The 24005-nt window shown below is 68.9% G+C and carries 22 protein-coding genes; 14 read left to right on the top strand and 8 right to left on the bottom strand.

What is annotated here, in order from left to right; all coding sequences use genetic code 11:
* Nucleotides 1–20: 20 nt before the first annotated feature.
* The 4 genes from AB0C30_RS17745 to AB0C30_RS17730 all read right to left on the bottom strand — a co-directional run bounded on the left by AB0C30_RS17745 (nt 21) and on the right by AB0C30_RS17730 (nt 5742).
* Nucleotides 21–2150, bottom strand: a complete 2130-nt coding sequence (locus AB0C30_RS17745) for a right-handed parallel beta-helix repeat-containing protein (RefSeq protein WP_357944684.1) — start codon at nt 2148–2150, stop codon at nt 21–23.
* Between the two features lie 101 nt (nt 2151–2251).
* The gene (locus AB0C30_RS17740; protein WP_357944681.1) at nt 2252–2860 is read right to left on the bottom strand and encodes a TetR/AcrR family transcriptional regulator; all 609 of its coding nucleotides are present in this window, start codon (nt 2858–2860) and stop codon (nt 2252–2254) included.
* A gap of 7 nt (nt 2861–2867) precedes the next feature.
* Nucleotides 2868–4424, bottom strand: coding sequence for an MFS transporter (locus AB0C30_RS17735; RefSeq protein ID WP_357944678.1), 1557 nt, complete (start codon nt 4422–4424; stop codon nt 2868–2870).
* 91 nt (nt 4425–4515) lie between these two features.
* Nucleotides 4516–5742 carry an MFS transporter gene (locus AB0C30_RS17730; RefSeq protein WP_357944676.1) on the bottom strand — a complete coding sequence of 409 codons (1227 nt, stop codon included), beginning with the start codon at nt 5740–5742 and terminating at the stop codon, nt 4516–4518.
* Between the two features lie 147 nt (nt 5743–5889).
* On the opposite strand from AB0C30_RS17730, the gene panB reads away from it, so the two are divergent.
* From panB to AB0C30_RS17715, 3 genes are all read left to right on the top strand, one after another.
* Nucleotides 5890–6738 (top strand): 3-methyl-2-oxobutanoate hydroxymethyltransferase, encoded by an 849-nt coding sequence (gene panB / locus AB0C30_RS17725; RefSeq protein WP_357944674.1) that lies wholly within the window; start codon nt 5890–5892, stop codon nt 6736–6738.
* A 97-nt stretch (nt 6739–6835) separates the two neighbouring features.
* Complete coding sequence (locus tag AB0C30_RS17720; protein ID WP_357944671.1) at nt 6836–8023, top strand: AAA family ATPase; 1188 nt, start codon at nt 6836–6838, stop codon at nt 8021–8023.
* A gap of 111 nt (nt 8024–8134) precedes the next feature.
* Nucleotides 8135–9376 carry a S8 family peptidase gene (locus AB0C30_RS17715; RefSeq protein ID WP_357944669.1) on the top strand — a complete coding sequence of 414 codons (1242 nt, stop codon included), beginning with the start codon at nt 8135–8137 and terminating at the stop codon, nt 9374–9376.
* Nucleotides 9377–9470: 94 nt separating this feature from the next.
* Here AB0C30_RS17715 and AB0C30_RS17710 read toward each other — a convergent pair whose 3' ends face one another.
* Together AB0C30_RS17710 and AB0C30_RS17705 are read right to left on the bottom strand one after the other, a co-directional pair.
* Entirely contained in the window at nt 9471–10397 is a 927-nt protein-coding gene (locus AB0C30_RS17710) for a serine/threonine dehydratase (protein WP_357944667.1), read from the bottom strand.
* 48 nt (nt 10398–10445) lie between these two features.
* The gene (locus AB0C30_RS17705) at nt 10446–11618 is read right to left on the bottom strand and encodes an aminotransferase class I/II-fold pyridoxal phosphate-dependent enzyme (protein WP_357944665.1); all 1173 of its coding nucleotides are present in this window, start codon (nt 11616–11618) and stop codon (nt 10446–10448) included.
* Between the two features lie 59 nt (nt 11619–11677).
* Here AB0C30_RS17705 and AB0C30_RS17700 point away from each other — a divergent pair, with 59 nt between their 5' ends.
* The 6 genes from AB0C30_RS17700 to AB0C30_RS17675 all read left to right on the top strand — a co-directional run bounded on the left by AB0C30_RS17700 (nt 11678) and on the right by AB0C30_RS17675 (nt 17260).
* Nucleotides 11678–13111, top strand: coding sequence for a PLP-dependent aminotransferase family protein (locus AB0C30_RS17700; protein WP_357944662.1), 1434 nt, complete (start codon nt 11678–11680; stop codon nt 13109–13111).
* 102 nt (nt 13112–13213) lie between these two features.
* Entirely contained in the window at nt 13214–13900 is a 687-nt protein-coding gene (locus tag AB0C30_RS17695) for an alpha/beta hydrolase (RefSeq protein ID WP_357944659.1), read from the top strand.
* A gap of 45 nt (nt 13901–13945) precedes the next feature.
* Nucleotides 13946–14833 (top strand): ABC transporter ATP-binding protein, encoded by an 888-nt coding sequence (locus tag AB0C30_RS17690; RefSeq protein WP_357944656.1) that lies wholly within the window; start codon nt 13946–13948, stop codon nt 14831–14833.
* On the top strand, nt 14830–15555 hold the full coding sequence (locus AB0C30_RS17685; RefSeq protein WP_357944654.1) for an ABC transporter permease: 726 nt from the start codon (nt 14830–14832) through the stop codon (nt 15553–15555). The genes AB0C30_RS17690 and AB0C30_RS17685 overlap by 4 nt, the downstream gene beginning before the upstream one ends.
* An 11-nt stretch (nt 15556–15566) precedes the next feature.
* A complete protein-coding gene (locus AB0C30_RS17680; protein WP_357944652.1) occupies nt 15567–16655 on the top strand; it encodes a histidine kinase in 1089 nt (362 codons plus the stop codon).
* Nucleotides 16652–17260, top strand: coding sequence for a response regulator transcription factor (locus tag AB0C30_RS17675; RefSeq protein ID WP_357944650.1), 609 nt, complete (start codon nt 16652–16654; stop codon nt 17258–17260). The genes AB0C30_RS17680 and AB0C30_RS17675 overlap by 4 nt, the downstream gene beginning before the upstream one ends.
* Before the next feature lie 7 nt (nt 17261–17267).
* Here the strand turns inward: AB0C30_RS17675 and npdG are convergent, their stop codons facing one another.
* On the bottom strand, nt 17268–17918 hold the full coding sequence (gene npdG / locus AB0C30_RS17670; protein WP_357944648.1) for an NADPH-dependent F420 reductase: 651 nt from the start codon (nt 17916–17918) through the stop codon (nt 17268–17270).
* Between the two features lie 518 nt (nt 17919–18436).
* Here npdG and AB0C30_RS17665 point away from each other — a divergent pair.
* On the top strand, nt 18437–19867 hold the full coding sequence (locus tag AB0C30_RS17665) for a hypothetical protein (protein WP_357944645.1): 1431 nt from the start codon (nt 18437–18439) through the stop codon (nt 19865–19867).
* A 383-nt stretch (nt 19868–20250) separates the two neighbouring features.
* On the opposite strand, the gene AB0C30_RS17660 is transcribed toward AB0C30_RS17665, so the two are convergent.
* Nucleotides 20251–20694: an ATP-binding protein gene (locus tag AB0C30_RS17660; protein WP_357944642.1), complete on the bottom strand. Its 444-nt coding sequence runs from the start codon at nt 20692–20694 to the stop codon at nt 20251–20253.
* Nucleotides 20695–21029: 335 nt separating this feature from the next.
* Here AB0C30_RS17660 and AB0C30_RS17655 point away from each other — a divergent pair, with 335 nt between their 5' ends.
* From AB0C30_RS17655 to AB0C30_RS17640, 4 genes are all read left to right on the top strand, one after another.
* Nucleotides 21030–22058 (top strand): helix-turn-helix transcriptional regulator, encoded by a 1029-nt coding sequence (locus AB0C30_RS17655; RefSeq protein ID WP_357944639.1) that lies wholly within the window; start codon nt 21030–21032, stop codon nt 22056–22058.
* Nucleotides 22055–22288 (top strand): DUF397 domain-containing protein, encoded by a 234-nt coding sequence (locus AB0C30_RS17650; RefSeq protein WP_357944637.1) that lies wholly within the window; start codon nt 22055–22057, stop codon nt 22286–22288. Before AB0C30_RS17655 ends, AB0C30_RS17650 begins: the two co-directional genes overlap by 4 nt.
* Before the next feature lie 174 nt (nt 22289–22462).
* Entirely contained in the window at nt 22463–22675 is a 213-nt protein-coding gene (locus AB0C30_RS17645; protein ID WP_357944635.1) for a DUF397 domain-containing protein, read from the top strand.
* 531 nt (nt 22676–23206) lie between these two features.
* A complete protein-coding gene (locus AB0C30_RS17640) occupies nt 23207–23941 on the top strand; it encodes a hypothetical protein (RefSeq protein ID WP_357944632.1) in 735 nt (244 codons plus the stop codon).
* Nucleotides 23942–24005: the final 64 nt, after the last annotated feature.

Here is a 24005-nt window from a genome sequence, read left to right as displayed (position 1 = left end):
GTGAGCACTCACCCGAGCACTCACGCCGGCATCCCGGCCTCGGCCGACGCCGTCTCCGCCGTACCGCCGCGCCGCCTGGGCGCCAGGACGACCACCGCGCAGAGCACCCAGAACCCGGTGAGCAGCCCGCGAACCCAGCCAGGCCCCAGCGGAATCACCGGGATCAGATAGACCACCCGGTCGAACGCGTCCAAAGCCGCCAGCACCCCCAGCACGATCGTGAACCAGCCGAACACCGGCCGCCCCCGCCGCAGCGCCGTGCCCAGGCAGAGCCACCAGCCCGCCATGAGCAGCAGCGCGAGCGCCGCCACCAGCGTGCCGCCCGTGGCGGCGGCCACCACGTCGAACGCCAGACCCATGAACCCGCACAGGCTCCCGGCCACGACCAGCCGGTGCCGGTACTCGCTGCGCGCGGCCATCGCCGGGGGCACCCCGTTGGCCGCCGGATCGCCCTTGCGCCGCCGTACGGCCTGGCCGGTCCGTCGCCAGAACAGGGCCGCGAGCAGCGCGAGCACGGCCGAGCCGCCCAACGCGAGCTGGGCCTCCACCTTGCCGAGGCCCGCGGCGCCGAACCAGTCGCAGCCTGCGGGCAGCCGCGCCTGCGCGGCGCTGAAGTCGGCGCACAGGTAGAGCTTGATGAGCTTCACCGGCTCGGCCAGCCAGCGGCTGGAGCCACCGGACAACGCGGGCGCCTCGGCCGCGCAGACCGGCAGCACCGCGGGCGAGGCCCGGCCCACGTCGGCCTGCCAGCAGTTGCCGGTCCCCTGGCCGTCCCACCAGACGTCCAGAGCGTTGGGGCGCCGCTCGCCGGTGGGGCTCACGCCGAAGACGTTGCCCTCGTAGCGGTTGAAGTTGGAGGTGTCGGCCTGCTTGGCGAGGTCGTTCTCGCCCCTGATGAACGCGGGGACGCCGAAGAGCCCGAAGGCCGCGCGGTTGTGGCCCCAGATCTGGTTGTTCTTGAAGACGTTGTAGTTGCCGCCCGCGACCAGCACGCCGGTGCCCGGCGGGGCGCCCGTCTGCGAGCAGACCACGCCCTGCTCGTAGCCGCGCTGGGCGGGCGGCTTGGCGCAGGTGCCGTTGCGCGTGTACTCGTAGTAGTCCTTGTTGTTGTCGTGGATCTTGTTGTTCTCGAACTTGGCGTGGTTCTGCGGCAGGCCAGGGTGGCTGGGCCAGAGGCTGTCCATCGTGGCGCCGACCATGTTGTCGTAGAACTCGTTGTCGTGGACCCACATGGAGTCGCCCGCGGTGCCCGAGTAGCCGAGCGCGTTGTCGTGGCTCTTGCAGCGGCGAATCTCGATGGCGTAGCGCGGGACCTCGTGGCCGCGGCCGTTGTTGATGTTGGAGGCGCTGCCGGGGTAGAGGCCGCCGTCGCCGTTGCCGTACGCCTCGCAGTCGGTGTAGAGGCCGTGGTCGCTGGCGAAGGTCAGGAAGCCGTACTCGTCGTTCCAGCGGGTGAGCACCTGGTCGATGACGAAGCCGTCGGTCTCCAGGATGTACAGGGAGTTGAACGTCGTGCGCTGGGCGGTGAGGTTCCTGAAGTAGACGCCGTCGGTACGGTCGGCGCGGATGGCGTTCAGCTTGCGGTACTGGGCGTCGACGATCACGTCGAGAGGGGACGCGCCGGTGCCCTCGATCTGGAGGTCCTTCTTGCCGAGGATGGCGACGAGGTTCTGGTTGTGCGGGCAGCGCTGCTGCTGTTCGAAGGAGAGGATCTGGTAGCCCCAGGTGGACCAGCGGGCCGGGAGGTGGGCGCAGTCGCCGGTCGGGGCGGCCTGGCTGGGTTCTTCCTGGTACAGGCCGGGGAGTACGGCGATGGTCATGCCCGGCCGGTCGACCTTGTCGACGGCCTCCTGCAGATCCCTCACCCCCTTTTCCCGACATTTCGCGAAAAGGTGGAGGTTGCGTTGTTTGATGGGTTCCGGGAAGGTCGCGATTCTTCGGGCGAAGTCGTCCGCGTCTGTTTTACAGACCAGCAGATCGGGCTCCGCCCCGCGTAAGCCGGGTCGTAAGACGGGTAAGGTGCCCGAACCGTCGGGCAGCGTGACCGGGCGCTCTTCGTGGGCCAGCGCCGGGGCGGCGAGCATGAGCAGCAGGGACGAGCTCAGGGCGACGACGGTGGCGACGGTGGCGAACCTGCGCATGGGGGGCATGGCCGCGAGGCTAGAACAGGACTCATGTTCTGCCTAGAGCCAAGATCAAAACGGCCGGGAGAATCTCCCGGCCGTCCGAACCTCAATCCTGAGAGCTGATCTCAGCTCTGGGGACCGATCCCCGCTATGACCGCGTCGACGATCCGCTCGGGCAGGTCGGCGGGCAGGTCGCCGGCGGGCGCCCACTTGGTGTGGTGCATCATGGTCCCGGACAGCATGGCCATGGCGAGGTCGATGTCGAGGTCCGGCCTCAGCTCACCCGAGGCGACGCCACGCTCCAGCGTGCCGCGCATGGCCCGCTTGCGCGGCTCGATGGCGCGCTTCATGAAGCGCTCCATCAGCCGCGGGTAGCGATCCGCCTCGCTCATCGCGATGTTCATCACGCACCGGCCCCGGGACTCGCCCGCTTCCTTGCGGATCAGTTCCAGCAGGACGATCAGGTCATCGCGCACCGACTCTTGGAGTAGCGGCGGCAGCGGTGCCCTGAGCGTGGCGAGCGCGTCGACCACCAGGTCTTCCTTGTTGGACCAGCGCCGGTAGATGGTCGTCTTGCCGACGCCCGCCCTCGACGCGATCGCCTCGATGGTCAGCTCCGACACGCCCATGCCCTCGGCGATCAGATCGAGGGTCGCCTCGATGATCGCCTTCTCGGCCTTTTCGCTGCGCGGACGGCCCGCCGGACGGGCCGTCGTGGATTCCTGGATCGTCATCGCGGCCTCACACTACCGCTGGTTCTTTCTTTTCCACCTGCTGGACCGGGCGCGCCTTGCCCGGCATCCACTTCAGCACCACCAGCACGCCCAGCAGCGCGATGACCGCGGAGACCAGGGCCGTGGTGTGCATCCCGTGGAGGAAGGCGTTGAAGGCGGGCTGGATGAGCGCCTGCCCGTGCTGGCCGAGGGCGTGCGCGGCGCCGACCGTCGCCATGATCGACTCACCGGCGGCGTGCTGGGCGTCGGCCGGGAGGCCGAGGCCGGACAGGGCGGGCGCGATCTCGCCCCGGTAGCTGGAGGACAGCACCGAGCCGAGCACGGCCACGCCGAGCGCGCCGGAGATCTGGCGGACGGTGTTGCTCATGGCCGAGCCGACACCGGCCTTCTCCCTGGGCAGCGCCTCCATGATGGCGGTGGTCGCCGGGGGCATGATGTTGGCCATCGCGGCGCCCTGCACGAAGAAGATGATCTCGATGATCACGATCGGCGTGCTCTGGTCGAGGAACGCGTAGCTGGTGAGCGCCGCGGTGACCACCAGCATGCTGACCACGGAGGAGAGCTTGGCTCCGAAGCGCTGGTTAACCCGCTGGCTGAGCGGCGCGAAGATGAGCTGCGCCGCGGCGAACGGGATCATCAGCGCGCCCGCCTGCACCGGGGTGAAGCCCAGCACGATCTGCATGTAGAAGGTCAGGAAGAACATCCCGCCCATCATCGCGAAGAAGACGATGCCCATCATGCCGATGGCGGAGGAGAACCGGACGTTGCCGAAGTTGCGCACGTCGAAGGCGGGGTGGTCGGTACGCCGCTCCCACCAGACGAACGCCGCCAGCACCGCCACACCGATCAGCGTCGGGGTGAGCACCTCGGCGGAGGCCACGGTGGCCAACTCGCCGCCGCGGATGATGCCGTAGACGATGGCGACCAGGCCGATGATGGACAGCACCACGCCGATCGGGTCGAGCTTCGACGGCTTGGGGTCACGCGACTCCGGCACGATCGTGCCGATGAGGATCATGCTGATGATCACAATCGGCACGTTGACCAGGAAGACCGAGCCCCACCAGAAGTGCTCGATGAGCACGCCGCCGGTGATCGGGCCGATCGCCACCGCCAAGCCGACGCCACCGGCCCAGACGCCGATGGCCTTGCCGCGCTCGCTCGGCGGGAAGACGTTGGAGATGATGGCCAGGGTCGCGGGCATGATGGCCGCGCCGCCGATGCCCATCGCCGCCCGGGCCAGGATCAGCTGCATTGGATCTTGTGCGTAGGCACTGGCCAGCGAGGCCAGGCCGAACATCAACATGCCGATGAACAGCATCCGCTTGCGTCCGGTGCGGTCACCGATCACCCCGAAGGTGAACAGCAATCCGGCGAACACCAGCGTGTAGGAGTTGATCGCCCACTCCAGCTCGCTCTGGGTCGCGCCCAGACCGACGTTGGGGTCCGCGATGGTCTTCATCGCCACGTTGAGGATCGTGTTGTCGAGCACGACCGCCAGCAGGCTGAACACCAGCACGCCGAGGATGGGCCAGCGGCGTGGATGTCCTGTGTTCGCATCCATGGAAAGCACCTTAATTTCGATACGCTTGAGTTTCGCAACGCTACCGTATCGCAAGGATATTCCGATACGCAACGGACTCGTTTCGTAAGGGTTAACTTGTGGCGACGACTGGCTCGGCCGGCTCCGTGACCACGGTCGGCGGCGCCTCGACCGGCTGGGGTCGCCGCCGCCAGAACGGCAGCGCGACCAGCACCATCGCCACCCCGGTGAGCCCGGCCACCACGAACGCCCAGGCAGGACCGTGCGCGTCGATGATCGCCCCGGCGACCGGCGCGGAGAGCGCGCCGCCGATCAGCAGGGCGGTGCCGTGGAAGCCCATCGCCTCTCCCCTGGCGCCCGCGGGCACCCAGCGGCTGACGGTGTCGACCGTGGAGGACAGCGAGGGGGCGCAGAGCACACCGGCGGGCAGCAGGGCCAGCATGAGCCACCACCAGTCGCCACCGGCCAGCGAGGCCAGCACGGTCAGCAGCCCCATGCCCGCGATGAGGGCCAAGGGCGAGACGCCGCGCGACAGCCCACCGTACACGAAGCCGCCCGTGAGTGAGTAAAGGCACCAGATCGCGACCGCGAGCCCGATCCACGGGGTCTGACCGGCGTGCTCCATGGTGCCGACCAGGGCGAGCTCGGTCGCGGTGAGCACGAACGTGGCTGCGGCCACCGTGCCCAGCAGCGCGACGAAGGCAGGTGTGAGCCACTGCCGCCGGGGCACCTTCATCGCCGGCGCCTTCAGCTCCTCGGCCGACCGGGTCGGCGGGTTGAGCGCGATCAGCGCCACGCCCGAGCCGGTCAGCCCGACCGCGATGGCCGCCAGCGTCGGCCCGCTGCCGAGGGTGGTCATCCCGGCCACGGCCAGCGCCGGGCCGACCATGTAGGCGAGCTCGACCAGCATCGAGTCGAGCGAGAAGCCGGCCCTGCGGTGCTCGACCGGCACCATGGCCGCCAGGCACTGCCTGATCACGCTGAACACCGGCTGCCCCAGCAGCCCCGCCACCGCCGCCGCCACGACCAGCCCCGCGTACGGCAGCGCCCACGCGCCCGCCCAGAAGGCCGCCTGCGCGACGGTGGTGACGGTGAGGATCGGCCGCAGCCCGTATTTGTCGACGAACCTGCCCGTCAGCGGCGACCCGACGGCCATGCCGACCGTGCTGGCCATGGTGACCAGCCCCGCCTGCCCGAAGCCGAGCCCCAGGCCGTTGACGACATAGAGCGTCAACGCCATGCCCGTCGCGGTGGTGGGGATGCGGGCGATCAGGCCCACCAGGAGTAACGTACGCACGCCGGGCAGCCGGAACAGCCGCTTGTAAGGGTCGAGAGCCATGTTGATTGCTTACCTCCAGGTCCATTGTGGCAAGCGGCACCGACAATTCCGCCACTGGTTATCGCCGTGCGCCGTCAGCCTCGTGCCATCATCGGAAGGGTCCGGGTACGCCACAGGGGCGCCTCGAGACTTCACCGGAGGGTTGTCATGTCCTCTTCCACCACGCTGAACGGTTCCACCACGCTCTACGGCGGCGCCACGGGCCGCCGCGTCACCGTCCGGGACCTCATCGCGGCCAAGGAGCGCGGAGAGAGGTGGCCCATGGTCACCTCCTACGACGCGATGACGGCCCGCGTGTTCGACCAGGCGGGCATCCCCGTCCTGCTGGTCGGCGACTCGGCGGCCATGGTCGTCTACGGTTACGACTCCACGCTGCCCGTCACGGTCGACGACCTGCTACCGCTGACGGCCGCCGTCGTCCGCGGCTCCGCGCGCGCCCTCGTGGTCGCCGACCTGCCGTTCGGCTCGTACCAGGGTTCGGCCCAGCAGGCGCTGGAGACGGCGGCGCGTTTCATGAAGGAGGCCGGCGCGCACGCGGTCAAGCTGGAAGGCGGCCGGCGTGTCCTGCCGCAGGTCGAGCTGCTGGTCTCGGCGGGCATCCCGGTCATGGGGCACCTCGGCCTGACCCCGCAGTCGGTCAACGTCCTCGGCGGCTACCGCGTCCAGGGGCGCGGGCAGTCGGGCGACGAGCTCATGTCGGACGCCAAGGACCTCGAACGGGCGGGCGCCTTCTCGGTGGTGCTCGAATGCGTGCCCACCGAGCTGGCCGAACGGGTCACCGCCTCGATCGCCATCCCGACGATCGGCATCGGCGCGGGACCGGCCACGGACGCGCAGGTGCTGGTGTGGCAGGACCTCATGGGGCTCACCCCGCGCCCGGCCAAGTTCGTCAAGCAGTACTCGGGGCTGGCCACGGAGATGGACCGCGCCGTACGCGCCTTCGCGGCCGACGTGACCTCGGGCACCTTCCCGGAGGCTGGTCATTCGTACGAGTGACGCGAGTGACCGGCCACGGCCAGACCCCTGGACACATCCCGACAAATGGGAAAAAGTTTATTGACAGCTTATAGTCCGGCCGGTTGGGGTGCGCGTCATGCCTTTCGTGGGACGAGAGCACGAACTCCGACAGCTGGCCGACGCCCTGAGCCGTCCCCCGCTCGTCCTCCTCATCGAGGGCGAGGCGGGGGTCGGCAAGACCCGGCTGCTGCATGAGCTCACCGGCCAGCCGATGCTCGTCGGGAGCTGCCACCCCATGCGGTTCCCGTACGGGCCGGTCGTGGAGGCGTTGCGCGAGGTACGCCCGCTACGCGACCTCAACCCGATCACCGGGGCGTTACGCCCGTTCCTCCCGGAGTGCGGCCATCTGCTGCCGCCCGCGCCGCCCCCGATCCAGGACGCGATGGTGGAACGGCATCGGCTGTTCAGGGCGGTGCTGTCGCTGCTGGGCTCGCTGCGGCCGATCACGCTGGTGGTCGAGGACGTGCACTGGGTCGATCCGGGGACCAGGGAGCTGCTGGCGTTCCTGGCCCGCTGCCTGCCCGACGGGGTCAACCTGGTGGTCACGTACCGCACGGAGGACCTGAGCCATCCCGTGACCGAGCTGCTCGCGCATCTGCCGCCGCGGATCGACCACGCCGAGATCGCGCTCGCCCCGCTCGCCACCGCCGAGACCGCGCTCCTGGTCAAGCATCTGCTGCCGGGCGCGGCCGACCTGTGGCCGCTCACCGGCGGCGTACCCCGCGCCATCGAGGAGCTGACCCGCATGCTGGCCGACGGCCAGGAGCCGGGCACGCCGCCCGCGCTGCGCGACGCCGTGCTGGTGAAGCTGGCCGCGCTGCCGCGCGCGGCGCGCCACATCGTGCAGGCGGCCTCCCAGGTCGAGCATCCGGTGTGCGAGGACGTGCTGACGGGCGTCGCGGGCGTGCCGCCGGAACAGGGCGAGCGCGGCCTCACCGAGGCGGTACGGTGCGGCCTGCTGCGCGAGTGGGCACCCGGCAGGTACGGCCTGCGCCAGCCGCTGGTCAGGCAGGCCGTCTCGGAGACGATCACCCCGGCGGCCGGCAGGCGGCTCCGGCGCAGGCTCGCCGGCCCGGCCGAACCTCAGGGCACGCTGTCGCCGCGCGAGGAGGAGGTGGCCAGGCTGGCCGCCGACGGTCTCACCAACAAGGAGATCGCCGAGAGCCTGTTCCTGTCGCCGCGCACGGTGGAGGTGCACATCGCCAACGCGCTGCGCAAGCTCGGCCTCACCTCACGCAAGCAGCTCAACGTCGGCACGACGTGAAACGCACTAAGTAGTCGCAATACGTGTCCTCCACGTATGGCCGCGAGCGCGCTTCTGACTCATGTTTTCAGTGATCCCCGTCCAATACCCCAGGAAGGGTTCACACCTGTCATGCGACCACGCACCCTGATGCTCGCATCGCTCGTCGGCGCGCTGGCTCTGTCCGCGGCGCCGCTCCCCGCCTCGGCCGCCGCGCCGGAGACCAGCACGTACATCGTCCAGCTCAACCCCAACGTCCGCGCCGGCACGCAGGCCGCCGCCCAGGACCAGGTCAGCAGGTACGGCGGGCACCTGATCGGCGTCTACGAGGACGCCTTCAAGGGTTACACCGCCACCTTGACCGCGGAGGCCGCGGAGAAGCTCCGGCAGACCCCTAACGTGCTCACCGTCGAAAAGGACGCCGTCGTCACGGCGTTCGCGCAGACGGTCCCGACGGGCGTCCGGCGGATCTTCGCCCCGTCCAACCCGAACCTGGACATCGACGGCGTCGACGACGTCCAGATCAACACGGACGTGGCCGTCGTGGACACCGGGGTGGACTACACCCATCCCGACCTGAACGTGGTGGCGCGGACCAACTGCGTGACCGGCGTCTGCGTGAACAACACGGGCACCGACGACAACGGCCACGGCTCGCACGTCGCGGGCATCATCGGCGCGCGCGACAACACCATCGGCTCCGTCGGCGTGGCCCCGGCCGCCCGCATCCACGCGGTGAAGGTGCTCAACGCGGCCGGCTCGGGCACCCTGTCGGCCATCGCCGCCGGGCTCAACTGGGTCGTGGCCCGCGCCTCCACCATCGAGGTCATCAACCTGAGCCTCGGCTGCAACGGATGCACGAGCAGCGCCATCAGCACCGCGATCACGAACGCCACCAACGCCGGCATCGTGGTCGTCGTCGCGGCGGGCAACAACCACGCGAACGCCTCGTCGTTCTTCCCGGCCAACCACCCCGACGTGGTCACCGTCTCGGCGCTGACCGACAACGACGGGCTGGCGGGCGGCCTCGGCGGCAGCACGCTGTCGTGCCGCAGCGAGACCGACCAGGACGACACCTCGGCGTTCTACTCGAACTTCGGCGCCACGATCGAGATCACCGCGCCCGGTACCTGCATCTACTCCACGTGGATGAACGGCGGCTACAACACGATCAGCGGCACCTCGATGGCCAGTCCGCACGTCGCGGGCGCGGCCGGCATCCTCACCTCGGGCGCCCGCAAGCCCACCAACCGGGCAGGGGCGCTGGCCGTGCGGAGCAAGCTGATCTCCACCGGCAACTCCAACTGGACCGACGACTCGGGCGACGGCGTCAAGGAGCCGCTGCTCGACGTACACGACGCGACACAGTACTGACCCCTCCCCTTCACTGACCGCTCCCCCTCACTGACCGCTCCCCCTCACTGACCGCTCCCCCTCCAGGTGCCCGGCACGCCGGGCGCCTGGAACGTCAGGCGAGCGTGGCGGGGTCGGTGTTCGAGCCGCACACCACGACCGCGACCCGCTCGCCGTCAGCGGGCACGTACGCCCCGGACAGCAGCGCGGCGTACGCGGCCGCTCCCGCGTGTTCGGTGGCCAGCCGGTGCTCCTCCCAGAGGGCATGGCGGGCGGCCACGATCGCGTCGTCGGACACGAGCACGCTCTGGACACTCGCCCGGGAGAGGACGTCGTAGGCCACGCCGCCGACCTGGCTCGCGCCCAGCGCGTCCGCTCCCACACCGCTGACCTGCACCGGCACCGGATGGCCCGCCCGGAGCGCCTCGTGCAGAGTCGGGCACAGCACCGGCTCGACGGCGACGATCCGCGGCCCGCTCCCGCCACCAGAGGCACCGACACCGACCGTGATGCCCGCGGCGAACCCGCCGCCTCCCACGGCCACCACTACCGTGTCCACCCCGCCCGTCTGCGCCATCAACTCCAGACCCGTGGTCCCCTGCCCCGCCACGACCTCCGCCTGGTCGTAGGCGTGCACCGCGAGCGCCCCGGTCTCCGCCGCCCGCTTGGCCGCCGCCTCCGCGGCCTCCGAGTAGATGGCCCCGATCTGGTTGATCTCCGCGCCCAGCCGCCGCAGCCCGGCCACCTTCACCGGGCTGGTCACCTCCGGTACGAAGATCTCCGCCCGGACGCCCAGCGCCCTGGCGGCGTAGGCGACGGCGAGGCCGTGGTTGCCGCCGCTGGCCGCGATCACCCCGCTCGGCGGCAGCTCGCCGGCCGACAGGATGCGGTTGAACGCCCCCCGCACCTTGAACGATCCCGAATGCTGCAGCTGCTCCAGCTTGAAGAAGAGCCCGGGAGAGATCTCGAGCACCGGTGTACGCAGCACATGCCCGCCGATCCGCTCGGCCGCGCTCGTCACGTCCTCGTACGTCACCGTCATCGAGATCTCCCTCCGAAGCATTTAGGCATTTTCCTAATTCCCTAAGCGTTATGTCAACGCCTGGGAGATGTCCGCCCACAGATCCTCGGGGTGCTCGATGCCCACGGCGATGCGTACGGTGCCCTCGCCGATCCCGTGCCTGGCCAGCTCCTCGGCGCTGAGCCCGAGGTGCGACGTGGTCGCCGGGTGCATGACGAGCGTCTCGACACCGCCCAGCGAGGGAGCCAGCAGCGCCAGCTTGATCGAGCTCATGAACTTCTCCCCGGCGGCCCGGCCGCCGACGAGGTCGAAGGAGAACACGCCGCCGAAGTCGGGCAGGAGCTTGGCCGCCAGCTCGTACGACGGGTGCGACGGCAGTCCCGGCCAGTGCACGGCGGCGACCGCCGGATGCTCGGCGAGCCGGGTGGCGAGCAGGCGGGTGTTGGCGCAGTGGCGTTCCATGCGCAGCGCCAGCGTCTGGATCCCGCGCAGCGTCAGCCACGCCGCGAACGGGTCCGCCGAGGCACCCAGCTTCGTCGCGAAGCGCCACACCTTCTCGTACAGCTCCTCGTCGGCGAACACCGCGATGCCGCCCACCACGTCCGTGTGCCCGGACAGGTACTTGGTCGTGGAGTGGACGACGATGTCGGCGCCGTGTTCGATGGGACGGCACAGCATGGGCGTGGCGAAGGTGTTGTCCACGACGGACACGATGCCGAGCTCCCGCGCGACGGCGAACATCCCGGGCAGGTCGGCGACCTGGGCGATCGGGTTGGCGATGGTCTCCAGGTAGACGAGCCTGGTCTCGGGGCGCACGGCGGCGCGCAGGGCGGCGGGGTCGTCCTCGGGCACGTAAGTGACCTCGACGCCGAACCTGGCGACCAGGTCGTTGATCATCCCGGCCGTCCCGCCGTACAGGGCCTTCTGGGCGATCAGGTGGTCGCCCGGCTTGAGCAGGCCCAGCAGCACGGTGTTGATCGCGCCCATGCCGGAGCCGGTGGCCATGGCGGCGACTCCGCCCTCCAGGCCGGAGACGGCCAGTTCCAGGGCTCGGACGGTGGGATTGCTGTAGCGCCCATACACGAACGGGCCGTCGGGGCGGCCCATCGCGTCGGCCATGATCGCCGGGTCGTCGAAGACGAAGCCGGAGGTCTGGTAGATGGGCATCGTGATCGGACGGCTGCCCTCGATGGGTGGCTGGGGCAGATGCACGGCTCGGGTCTCGGGGTGCAGTTCGCTCATACAGCGAGAATGTCCCAAGATGTGGCTCTTTGTCAGATCCAATGATAGAGAATTGGTCCATGAATGGGGCCAATCTCGATGACCTCGTCGACCTGCTGGGCCGCTGGGCGTCCGGGCGCGGGCCTCTCTACCTGCTGCTCACGGGCCGCCTGCGGGCGCTCATCGACGACGGCGTACTGCCGCCCGGCGAGCAGCTGCCGCCCGACCGGGCGCTGGCCAGGCGGCTGGCGGTCGGCCGGGGCACCGTCGTGGCCGCCTACGACCTGCTCCAGCAGGAGGGCCGCGTGGTGCGCCGCCAGGGCAGCGGCACCCGCGTCGCGGCCTGCGACCTGCCCTCCACCCGCGCCACGGACAGCGTCGTCGCCAACCCGCTGCTCCTGCACATCCTCCATCCCCCGGACGGCGTACAGCTGCTGACCTGCGCCGCCCCCGACGACCCCCCGCCCGAGCTGATCGAGGCCTACCAGGAGGCGGCCGGCCGCCTCGCCGGTATGCGCGACCTGGGTTACCAGCCCGCCGGGAACCCCGCCCTGCGCGAGGCCGTCGCCGCCTATTACCGCGAACGCGGCGTGCCCACCACCGCCGGGGAGATCCTGGTCACGAACGGCGCGCAGCAGGCGCTGACGCTGCTGTCGGGCCTGCTGGTCGCGCCGGGCGACACTGTGCTGACCGGGTCGCCGACGTACCCGGGCGCGCTGGAGGTGTTCAGGCACGCCGCCGCGGCCGTCCGCCCCGTGACCCTGGACCCGGTCCCCGCCGAGGCGATGCGCGAACGGCCCGCCCTGGTGTACGCCGTGCCGACCGCCAGCAACCCGGCCGGTTCGATCATGGAATCGGCTGACCGGAGGCGCCTGGCCGCCCTCGCCGCCGAGTACGACGTGCCGGTGATCGACGACGAGGTCTGCGCGGAGCTCTGCTTCTCCGGCGAGATCCCGCCGCCGCTGGCCGCGTACGGGACCGGCGAGCAGGTGATCACGATCGCCTCGCTGAGCAAGCTGGTGTGGGGCGGGCTGCGGGTGGGCTGGATCCGGGCGTCCGCGCCGCTGGTCTCGCGGCTGGCCCGGCTGCGGGCCGTACACGATCTGGGGGGCGAGATCCTCGGCCAGCTCGCCGCCGCCACGCTGCTGGGACGGCTGGCGGAGATCAGGCGAGCGCGCGTACGGACGCTGCGGGCGCGCCACGACCACCTCTGCGCCGAGCTGCGCGAACACCTGCCCTCGTGGGAGTTCGAGCCCGCGTGCGGCGGCCAGACGATCTGGGTACGGCTGCCGCGCGGCGAGGCCGACTCGTTCGCGCAGGTGGCGCTCAGGCACGGGGTGGCGGTGCCGCCGGGGCGCTCGTTCGACCCGCTCGGCGGGCACGCTGAGTACACGCGGCTGCACTTCCTGTTCCCCGAGGAGGAGCTGTCGCGGGCGGTCGCCGGCCTGGCGCGAGCCTGGCGCTCCTACGACGGCGCCCACGAGCCCGCCGCCCGCCACACCCTGATCGTCTGATTCGCCATCGTCTAATTCGCCATCGTCTGATCCGCTCTCCGCCGAGTCCGCCGACAGCTGACATCGGCGTGGCCGGATCATCGCGTGCGGGAAAGTAGAAGCATGAACGTGACGTTCGTGCTCGTGCACAGCCCGTCAGTGGGGCCTTCGACCTGGACGCCGGTGGCCGAGGCCCTGGGGCGCAGGGGTTATGCCGCCGTGGTGCCCGACCTGACCGGGGTGGCGCGGAGCGGCTCGCCGTACTGGCCGAAGGTGGTGGAGGCGGTGCGCGCGGCCGCGCCCGAGACGCCGCTCGTGCTGGTCCCGCACAGCAACGCCGGGCTCTTCCTGCCGGTGATCAAGGAGGGGCTGGGCGAGCGGGTGGTGTCGTGCGTGTTCGCCGACGCGCACATCCCGCCCCGTGACGGGCTGGTGCGGGCGGCGCAGGAGGCGTTCCTGCCGTTCCTGCGTGATCTGGCCGACGACGACGGCGTGCTGCCGCGCTGGACCGACTGGTGGAGCGACGACGACGTGGCCGCCATGCTGCCCGATCCGCGCGTCCGCGCCACGGTGGTCGAGGAGCAGCCGCGCCTGCCGCTCGGTTACTACACCGAGCCCATTCCCGTCCCCGCCGGGTGGGACGCGGTCAGGTGCGCCTGCCTCTGGTACGGCCCGCCCTACGACAAGGTGGCCGAGGAGGCGCACGGGCGGGGCTGGCCCGTGCTGCGGACGCCCGGCGAGCACCTGCAGCAGGTCGTCGATCCCGAGGGGGTGACCGACGCGCTGCTCAAGCTCTCACGGAAGTCGTGAATTCTTCACGGGCGCCGACCCGCACCTCCCGAAATAGTCGTACATATGACAGCGATTCATGTGGAAGAGGTCAGGAAGCGCTACGGGGACTTCGCGGCGGTCAAAGGCATCTCGTTCGAGGTCGCCGAGGGGGAGATCTTCGCCCTCCTGGGCCGCAACGGCGCGGGCAAGACCACGGTGATCGAGCTGCTGGCCGGGTTCCAGCAGCCGGACGGGGGCGCCTGCCGGGTGCTCGGCCTCGACCCCGCACGGGACCGGTCGGCCGTCAGACGGCGCACCGGCATCATGCTGCAGGACGCCGGGTTCTTCCCGGATCTGACCGTCGCCCAGACCGTCGACATCTGGCGTGACCTCACCGTCGCGCCGAGGCCCCGCGAGGAGGCGCTGGAGCTGGCGGGCCTGCTGCCGAAGGCGGGCACCCGGGTGCGCCAGCTCTCCGGCGGCGAGAAGCGGCGGCTCGACCTGGCGCTGGCTCTGCTGGGCCGACCCGAGGTCCTGTTCCTGGACGAGCCGACCACCGGCATGGATCCCGAGGCGCGCCGGAACACCTGGGAGGTCATCCGTGACCTGGCCGGGCAGGGCACCACGGTCCTGCTGACCACTCACTACCTTGACGAGGCGCAGCGGCTGGCCGCCTCGATGGCCATCATGGACGGGGGCGAGATCGTCGCGTCCGGCGGGATGGCGGAGACGCTCGCCGCGCGGAGCGGGCGGGTGGCGTTCCGGCTGCCCCCGGGGACGGCACCGGACGACCTGCCGCTCCCGGTGACCCTGGAGGGTGAGACGGCCGTGTGCCGGGCGGCCGATCCCGATCTGGCCGCGCAGACGCTGCTGAGCTGGGCGGCCGAACGCGGCCTGCGGCTGGCGGGCCTGGAGGTCCGCACCGCCACCCTCGAAGACCTCTTCCTCGACCTGTCCAGGAGCGCCCGATGAGCTACGCAGCGACCTACCGGCTCGGCACCAGGTTGTTCTGGCAGGACCGGGCCATGCTGTTCGCCTCGGTGATCACGCCCGTGGGGCTGAGCGTCGGCCTGCCGGTGCTCATGCGGCACGTGACGGCCGACGGCGTGGCCAACGCCACCCATCTCTCCCAGGGCATGACCTCGATCCTGCTGTCGCTCACCGCGTTCATGAACGTCGCCGTGGCGCTGACCACGCGCCGCGACCAGCTGGTGCTCAAGCGGCTGCGCGCCACCGGGCTGACCGACGGGCAGATCCTCTCCGGCCAGATCGCCAGCACCGCCACGCAGACCGTGGTCGTGGCCGCGCTGTGCGCCGTGGCGGTGCGCCTGCTCGCCGACGTGCCGGTCCCCGCGAACCCGCTGGTGTACGCCGGGGCGGTCGTCGTGGGCGCGGTCGTCATGGCCACACTCGGCGTCGCCTACACCGTGGTGATCCCGCGCGCCGAACTGGCCGCCGCCACCACGATGCCCATCTTCCTGGTGTCCGGGATCGCCTCCGGCGCGATGGGCCCGATCCGCGACGCCCTGCCCGCCTGGGTGGGATCCGTACTCGACCTGCTGCCCACCTCCGCCGTCGTGCACGCCCTCAGGACCGGCGAGGTGGCGCTGCCCGCGCTGAACCTGGCCGTGTGGGCGGTCATCGGCGTCGTCGCGATCCGGCTCTGGTTCCGGTGGGAGCCCCGGCGGTCATAATAAGTCCGGACATGAACTCCTCCTCTGCGCAGCGGCTCGCCCGCGTCCTGATCACGGCCGTATCTGTCGCGTACTCGTTCATCGGGCTGCTCTACTTCGCCAGCGGCCCGCGCAACGGATTCGTGGCGAGCGCGGCCGTGATCGGCGTCGTCGTGACCCATTACCTGAACATGCGGGCGGGGCTGCGCGGCGAGCGGCCGCCGCTCTTCCCGCTGACGCTGGTGCTGCAGGTGCTCGCCACGTACGTGCCCGACTACCTGCTGCCCTCGGGCTGGTCGGCCGTGTCGGCGCCGATGCTGGCCGGGAGCCTACTGGTCTTCCTGCCGCTGCGCTGGAGCGGTCCGCTGGTCGGCGCGATGACGCTGTGGGACGGCGGCTCGATCTTCGCCTGGTCCGCCAACCCGGTTTTAGCCCTCTTCTACGGTCTCTCCGTATCCACCACCGGCGCGATGATCTACGCCATGGTCCGGTTCGTCCGCGTGACCGTGGACCTCTCACACGCCAGGGCGGAGCTCGCCGAGGCCGCCGTACTCAAGGAACGGCTGCGCATCTCTCGTGACCTGCATGACGGGCTCGGCCGCAGCCTGACGGCGATCGCCCTCAAGGGCGACCTCGCCGCCCGCCTGATGGACCGCGACCCCACCGCGGCGCGCGGCGAGGTGGGCGAGCTGGTGCAGGTGGCCAGGGAGGCGGCGCAGGATGTACGGCAGGTGGCGCGGGGATATCGAGAGCTGTCACTGGTGAGCGAGGTGGATCGGGCGGTGGCGCTGCTGGAGTCGTCGGGGGTCGGTTGCCAGGTGCATCTGGTGGACGCCGCGCTGCCGGAGCGGTCGGAGGCGGCGCTGGCGTGGGGCGTGCGGGAGGCGGTCACCAACGTCCTGCGCCACAGCCGCGCCACCACCTGCACGATCAGCACGTCCCTGACGGAGGACCGGCTGCGGCTCGAAGTGGTCAACGACGGCGCCCCTGACGCCGATGGCCGTGAGTCCGGCGGAGGGCTGACGGGACTGGCGGAGCGGGCCGCCCAGGCGGGCGGGACGGCCGGCGCCGCCGCGACGGGCACCGGCGGATTCCGCCTGACCATGGAGGTACCCGCGTGATCCGGGTACTGCTGGCCGAGGACATGCACATGATCAGAGCCGCCCTCACAGCCCTGCTCCGCCTGGAGCCGGATATCGAGGTGGCGGCGGAGGTGACCCGGGGCGACGAGATCGTACCCGCCGCCCTGAAGACCCGGCCCGACGTGGCGATCGTGGACATCGACCTGCCGGTGATCGACGGCATCACCGCCGCCGCCGAGCTCCGCGAACAGCTGCCGTCGTGCCGCATCCTGGTGCTCACCGCGATGGGCCAGCCCGGCCAGGTGCGCCGCGCGCTGGGGGCGGGCATCGAGGCGTTCCTGGTCAAGGACGCCCCCGGCCACCGCCTGGCCGACGCCATCAGGCGCACCGCCGCCGGGCTCCGCGTACTCGACGCCGAGCTGGTGGCATCGGCGATGGAGTACGGCGAGAGCCCCCTCACCCCACGGGAGACCACCGTGCTGCGGGAGGCCGCCCGTGGCGCGTCGGCGGAGGAGATCGCCGCCCGCCTCCACCTGTCGGCGGGCACGGTGCGCAACCACCTCACAGGAGCGATCACGAAGACGGGCGCCCGCAACAAGATCGACGCCATCCGCATCGCCGAGGACGCGGGCTGGCTCCCTTAAATGGTCGTCACACGTCGGTGACGCGGACTCCGGCGTGAGCCTTGTACCGGCGGTTGATGGAGATCAGGTTCGCCGTCAGTGCCTCGACCTGGAAGGCGTTGCGGAGCCGTCCGCCGTAGACGCCGCGCACACCCGGAATGACCGACGCGAGCGCCTGCACCGTGTCGGTCGCCTCCCGGTCGTCACCGAGCACCAGCACGTCCAGATCGACCTTCTCCACGGCCGGATCCATCAGCACCACCGCCGACACGTGGTGGAAGGCCGCCACCACCCGGCTGTCCGGCAGCACCGCGGCGGCCTGCTGGGCGGCGCTCCCCTCCTCGACGGGCAGCGCGTAGGCGCCCTGCTTGTCGAAGCCCAGCGGATTGACGCAGTCGACCACGATCTTCCCGGCCAGCTCGGTACGCAGCGACTCCAGCAGCGCCTTGTGCCCGTCGTACGGCACCGCCACGATCACCAGATCGGCCTCGGTGGCGACCACCGCGTTCTCGGCCCCCCGGGCGCCGGAGCCGATCGACTCGGCCGCCTCCTGGGCCCGCCCCGCGTTCCGCGACCCGATCAGCACAGGGTGCCCGGCCAGCGCGAACCGCCGCGCCAGCCCCTTCCCCTGGTCTCCGGTCCCGCCCAGAATCCCGATCGAAACACCGCTCACAGTCATGTCGCATTCCTATCAGCCCGTTTCGCCCCTGAGCACGCCGGGCCCCAGGAGCGCGCCGATAACGGGCGAAAGGCATGGTCCCTCATAAGGGCGCGCTTCGCGCGTGGTGTCTCGGGGCTGTTCTTCCCAGGGGCCTGCCGGCCCCTTCGACCCCGGCCCTTGGCCGTCTGGGTGACCACGATCGGACAGAGGTGCCGCCTGGCACATTTCGTAGCAGGGGTTTGTGCACCCGCATGTCCCCGCGATGACGTGCAGGCCACAGCCAGCGCCGACGTCCCCTTCTCATCGTGGTCGGGCTCTTCGCATCGTGGTCGGGATCGGTCAGCCGAACGTCAGTTGATCGGCCACAGGCGGCAGTTGATAGGGGCCTACTAGGTTGTCCCGTTCTTCAACGACCGCTTTCCCGGCGTTGTCCGGCCGGTTAGTTTCGATCATTAGATCTGGCATCTGATCGGACCTGCTCAGGGGCGCGATTCATCCCGCCCACGGCGCAGTCCATGCAGCGAAGGAACCCCCTGATGCGAGTTGTCCAGCTGTTAACCGCGACGGTCGCTGTCCTGACCGGCTTGACCGGCTTGGCCGGTTTGACCACCCCGGCCATGGCACAGGTCACCCCCACGCCAGCCGACGCCACCCACACCCGGCCCATCGAGGTCCGCCGCAACCACCCGGACACGCGGATTCCTGTCATCGTCCGGAAGTCCGGCGAGGCACTCATCGACCTGAACGCGTCCGCACCGAACACGGACTGGGCGAAGGCGGGCGCCGAATCGGCCGTCGTGTCCATCTCGGTCGACAACCGCTATGTCGCCGACCTCGTGGTCTCCGGCGCCCAGCCCCTGCACCGGCAACTCGCCCTGGGCCGACTCAAAGCCGGAGTACACCAGCTGCGCCTGCACTTCGCCGGCGAGCGCTCCGCTGCAGGGAGCAAATCAGTCGCGGTGGACGCACTGAAGGTCTCTACATACGCGCCGGGAAGCCCCGAGTACCTGGTACTGCGATACGCACCCGTCGTCTATGGCCGCAACCTCGCCGCCCTCGGCAACCCGTACCAGAACGCGACCACCGACACCCCACTCATCGCCTGGCACGACGCGGCACCGGCCACCACCCCCGGCCACACAAAGCTCACGTACTCGGTGATCTGGAGCAACGAGGACGGCGGCACGAACACCCCCGCGCTGATGGCCCGCTGGGGCCGCACGACCGACATCGAGTGGATCTACAGCGTCGAGGTCGACCAGAACGGCGACCGGGTCGCGGGCAGCGACACCTACCAGGCCCCTGACCACCAGACCCTGCGCTTCTCCGGCCGGTACGAGAACGACCACGCTCTCCTGCAGACTTGTACGTCGAACAACAACATGTGCGACACCGTGGACGACCCGATGCGGTTCTTCCTGTCCTACCTGCCGACGCTGCCGGCTAACCAGGCTCGCGAGTACCTCATGGACGCCAACCCCTGGACCTACGAGATCATGGCCAAGGAAATGCTCCGCGAGGGCAAGATCGAGGCCCCCTCAGCCACCACACCGACCACGCCCGAGGTGAGCGACCAGCGCAACTACCTCTACGCGGTGGTCAAGAAGACGACGCAACCGGCCAACGCGGGAGCATCCTGGGTCGGGGTCTCGCTCGGCGTACGCCTGGTCAGCGGCGACACCGTCTATCTGTCCAACCACGTGGATCCGACCTGGTCCATCCAGCGCGACGACCCGGCGGCGACCACGGTCGAACTGCCTGCGGGCACGACGGCTGACGACATCGCCGAGGTGACGGCCCACCGCGTCGTGGTCGGCACCGACACCGGCGCCACCGTGCACGTCACCGGGATCAAGCGCGGCTTCCTCCTCGGCCAGAACTACCTCCCCCAGCAGTCGTTCCTGACCTGGAACGGCGACGTCACCCTCGACAGCACCACCACCTCAGCCGCCCTCTGGCACCGCTGACACCACGGCGTGGCGGGCATCGGCAGGTGCCCGCCACGCCCACATTGCACGGCCTGGAGCCTCTTCTCAGTGGAGTAGACCGAGCAGCAAAGCACTCCACTGCGCATCCGCATGCTTGGCAGGCCATCTATCGCTTTCATCGACGATCCACGCGTTCGACCCGATACGCGTGCGTCGAATGAACCGCTGGCCGCCCACCTGGCACAGTTCGTAGAAAGGGCTGCTGCACTCGCACGTACACGCGATCACGCGCACGCCACGGTCGCCCTCATGCGGCGCGTTCCACGTCAACCGCTCGGCATGCGACCGCGCTGGGGACGTATGCGGACTTGTGCAGTGAGGAAACCACACTTGATCGACTATCCAGGACACCCCAAAGCACCTCATTTCCGCCCTCCCGTCCTTGCCACGGAGGCCGACGTACCGTCCTTCGTGGACATCTCCACCCACACGACCCGCCGCCGGTAGGCCTCATCTCGCACACCCCACCCGACCGCGACCGCCTCCACCAGCCACAGCCCCCGGCCGCCACACTCACCGGCATCGGCGTTACGCACCTCGGGAATGGTCACCGACCCTTCGTCGATCACCTCGATGTAGGCCGTCACGGCATCCACGGAGGAGATCTCCACCGTGACGAACCCGCCAGGCTCGCGAGAAGCGGAGTGGGACACGGCATTCGTCACCAACTCACTCACCACAAGCAGCACGTCGTTGAGGTCCTCATGCCCGGCGACAATCAGCACCTCCCTCACACACCGACGAGCCACCGCCACAGAACGCTCCACCCCCGGCAACACGATCTCGGCCAGGAACAACCCGCTCATTGCGCAAGCTCCCAGATCCGATCGGCCGCACTCACGTCAAGCGCGGCCACCTGCCGGAGTCGGCCCCACCCGCACATGAACGCCCGCCGCTCGTCCCGCAACACGGCCTGCGCCCGCGCACAGGATCCCGTCGCGCTCGATAGCGCGATGAACGGCTCCCATTTGCGCAGTAATCCAACCTCAGCAGGCACACCCATCTGACGCAGAACACAGGCCAGTGCCACCAGACGGAGATATTCCTCCCGGTCTCGGATGGACCGCGTCCGGTAATGCCACATCGCGTCAACCGCCCTTCAGCGACTTGCGCCTGATTCGAAATAGAAGGAAAGAGCAGAATGCCCCTTTTGGCGGCAATCCCGCTTCCGGCTGGTAGTCTCCAGCATGGCCGAGCAATTGCGGCTACGCAATTGCGTCTAAGCAACTGGCGCGACATCGACGCGTTTGCGTGGGTTGCCGCCGATGGCCAGACTGAGAGCGAGCAGGACGAGAGGAGCAGCATGCCCACCAGCCCTACCGCGCGCCGGCGACGCCTCGGACACGAGCTTCGGCGCCTGAGGGAGGGTGCGCGGCTACGAGCTGACGAAGTCGCCGAGCAACTACAGTGGTCTGCGACCAAGATCTCGCGAATTGAGACCGGGCAAGTCAGCGTGCATCACGGAGATGTTGCCGACCTTCTTGTCCTCTACGGCGTCAATGATCCGGCCCTCAAGGCAGAGTTGACGGACATGGCCCGCCAGTCGCGACAAAAAGGCTGGTGGCATCGTCACCGCGATGGTTTCAAGCGCGGGTTCGACTCGTATATCGGCTTGGAAGCTGAAGCCAGTCGTATACGCACCTATCAGGGGCAAGTAATTCCCGGCCTTCTCCAGACCGAGACGTACGCACGGGTGGCGATAAGCGCTACAGCGATGGAACAGGCAAGCGGGACAGACATCGACGGCAAAGTCGCAGTCCGCATGAGTCGCCAAGAGCTGATAACCCGCACGCCACCGCTTCGTCTGCATGTCATCCTGGATGAAGCAGTGCTACGCCGCCCGGTAGGCGGCGCGGCGATAATGGCCGAGCAACGTCAATCCCTCGTCAGCCGAGGAGAACGAGACAACGTAACGCTGCAGGTACTCCCCTTCGCTGCCGGGGCTCATGCAGCCCTGGACGGCGCGTTCAGCATGCTGGAATTCCCGCACGCCAAGGATCCAGACGTTGTCTACCTGGAGCAGGCAACGAGTGGCCTGATACTGGAAGACGCCGCGGAGTTGAAGCGCTATGCCGAAATATTCGAGCACCTGATCCGTCTCGCACTCGATCCTGACGAGTCGATTACCTTTATCAAGTCTCTCGCACAATCGAAGGGAAGCGCCCGATGACGGTTTCTCAAGAGCCACATGTCGCATGGCGCAAGAGCAGCCACAGCACCAATGGCGGAGATTGCGTCGAAGTGGCTACCATCGCCCATGGCTCAGGCAAGTCCCCTGGCATTACGGTACTAATGCGTGACTCCAAAGACCCCGATGGGCCTAGGCTCGAATTTACTGACGCCGAGTTTCAGGCTTTCGTCCAAGGAGTAAAAGACGGGGAGTTCGACGGCCTGATTTAGCCGTTGGACCCGTCTCGCCGCATCCTTACACCTACGTCTGATTGTCCGGGCGCAGGTGGAACCTGAGCAGGAACGGGCAACCATCTGACCACGTGATCTGGCGATGGGCGGGAGCGCGCGTTCCGGGCGGCGAAAGTGTCACTGTAATTCCACATCCGTGGGAGGAGGGACGGCATGGAAGACAACGACCTGCTTGGCGCCAGTTGGCGGACGAGCAGCCTGAGTGGTGGAAACGGTCAGTGCGTAGAGGTTGCCTTCATCGGCCAACGTGTAGCCGTGCGAGACAGCAAAAACCCTGGCGCGGCAGTACTGATCTTCACCCCAGACGAGTGGCGCGCCTTCACCGGCGGCGTCCACTTGAACGAATTCGAAATCCCTACCGACTGACCTGCCAGACCGCGACTGATCTCCTCACGAAGAAACTATCCTTCCCGGAGCCATCGAGAGCCCTCGCCATTCCCGGTAAGGGCTCAAATATGAGTTCGCGAGCAGGTAACCTGGGCAGGCAAACACACCGCCACCACCGATGACTCTCCTCTCCAGCCGCCCAGTCGGAGCACTTGGCGTAACATCCGCGGCTTGTCGGGCTGATCCTGCAACCCGACGACGCCGGCCCGACCAGCACCCAGATCATCGACTAGCTCAATACCGAAGGCCTGCGCCCTTCCAAGCGGGTCGCCATCCCCGGCGCCCAGACGCTCCAGGACGTGGTACACCCCCTGCGTACCACCACCGACCAGCCGGGCCGCAACCTGGCCCAAGCAGCCACAAACCCGGCCACCATGCCTGGCAACCAGCCGAACTCGCCCGCGCACTGGCCATGCCCCAGTTACCCTCAACAAGCTCGATCCGCCACGGCTGGGTGACCACAACCCACGGCTCTACGAATTCTGCCTGTGGTAGCGCACAATAGCCGCCATGAGCTATCTCGCCCCAACAGACAATCAGGGCTTAATGCAATTTCTGAGCAGCTGGTACGGCAGCGCAACATTCCCCAATTCAAGCTTGAGAGAAGCGTCTGCGGCCCCCAGGGAACTTGTTGAATGGCATGACATCTCCGCACGATGGCACGGAGCGATCACCTCACATAACTACCCCATTCCTGTTTCGGAACTCACACCAGAAGACGGAAAGGTACCGTTCTGGGTCGAGAACCAAGGAACTTGGGCGTGGGCATTTGACCCAGACGATGAAGCCCATTGGGTATACGAGCGAGAGCCATCCGATAACCCGAACCCATGGACACGCACCGGCGAGCAGCTCTCAGACTTTTTGATTCACGCCACAGTCATCGAGGCAATCCTGGGAGCTCCTGCAACTAAATTTGCGCGAGAAGTACAGGCCGATTGGATCCAATCCCAGGAAGGGAGTCGCGAGCTCGGCCTTCCGGCATGGAACTGGCCGACTCGCGATTCACGCATCTTCCTCGGCGAGCAGTGGCTGGCCCTCGTACACCCGAGCGACGAACCCAAAGCGGGATATGACGTCACGCTGGCAGCGACTACACCAGAGCACCTGGCGTGGGTGGAGAATACCCCAGAAATCAAGTGGCACTCCTACTCTGCTCCTCAGAACTACACAACTGAACCTTTTTCATCCCCAGGCGGCAGGGGTGCTGGTCGCAGCATGATCGCGAGCTTGGTGTTCGCCTGACGACGTAAGAAACCCCTGGTAGACGGGTTGATCACCACAACCAGATCCGTCACAACCAGGGGCT

Source organism: Nonomuraea sp. NPDC048901 (genome assembly GCF_040649695.1).
In the GTDB taxonomy this organism is placed as follows: domain Bacteria; phylum Actinomycetota; class Actinomycetes; order Streptosporangiales; family Streptosporangiaceae; genus Nonomuraea.
Note: the sequence above shows the minus strand (reverse complement) of the source record. Positions and strands in the feature narration are given on the sequence as shown.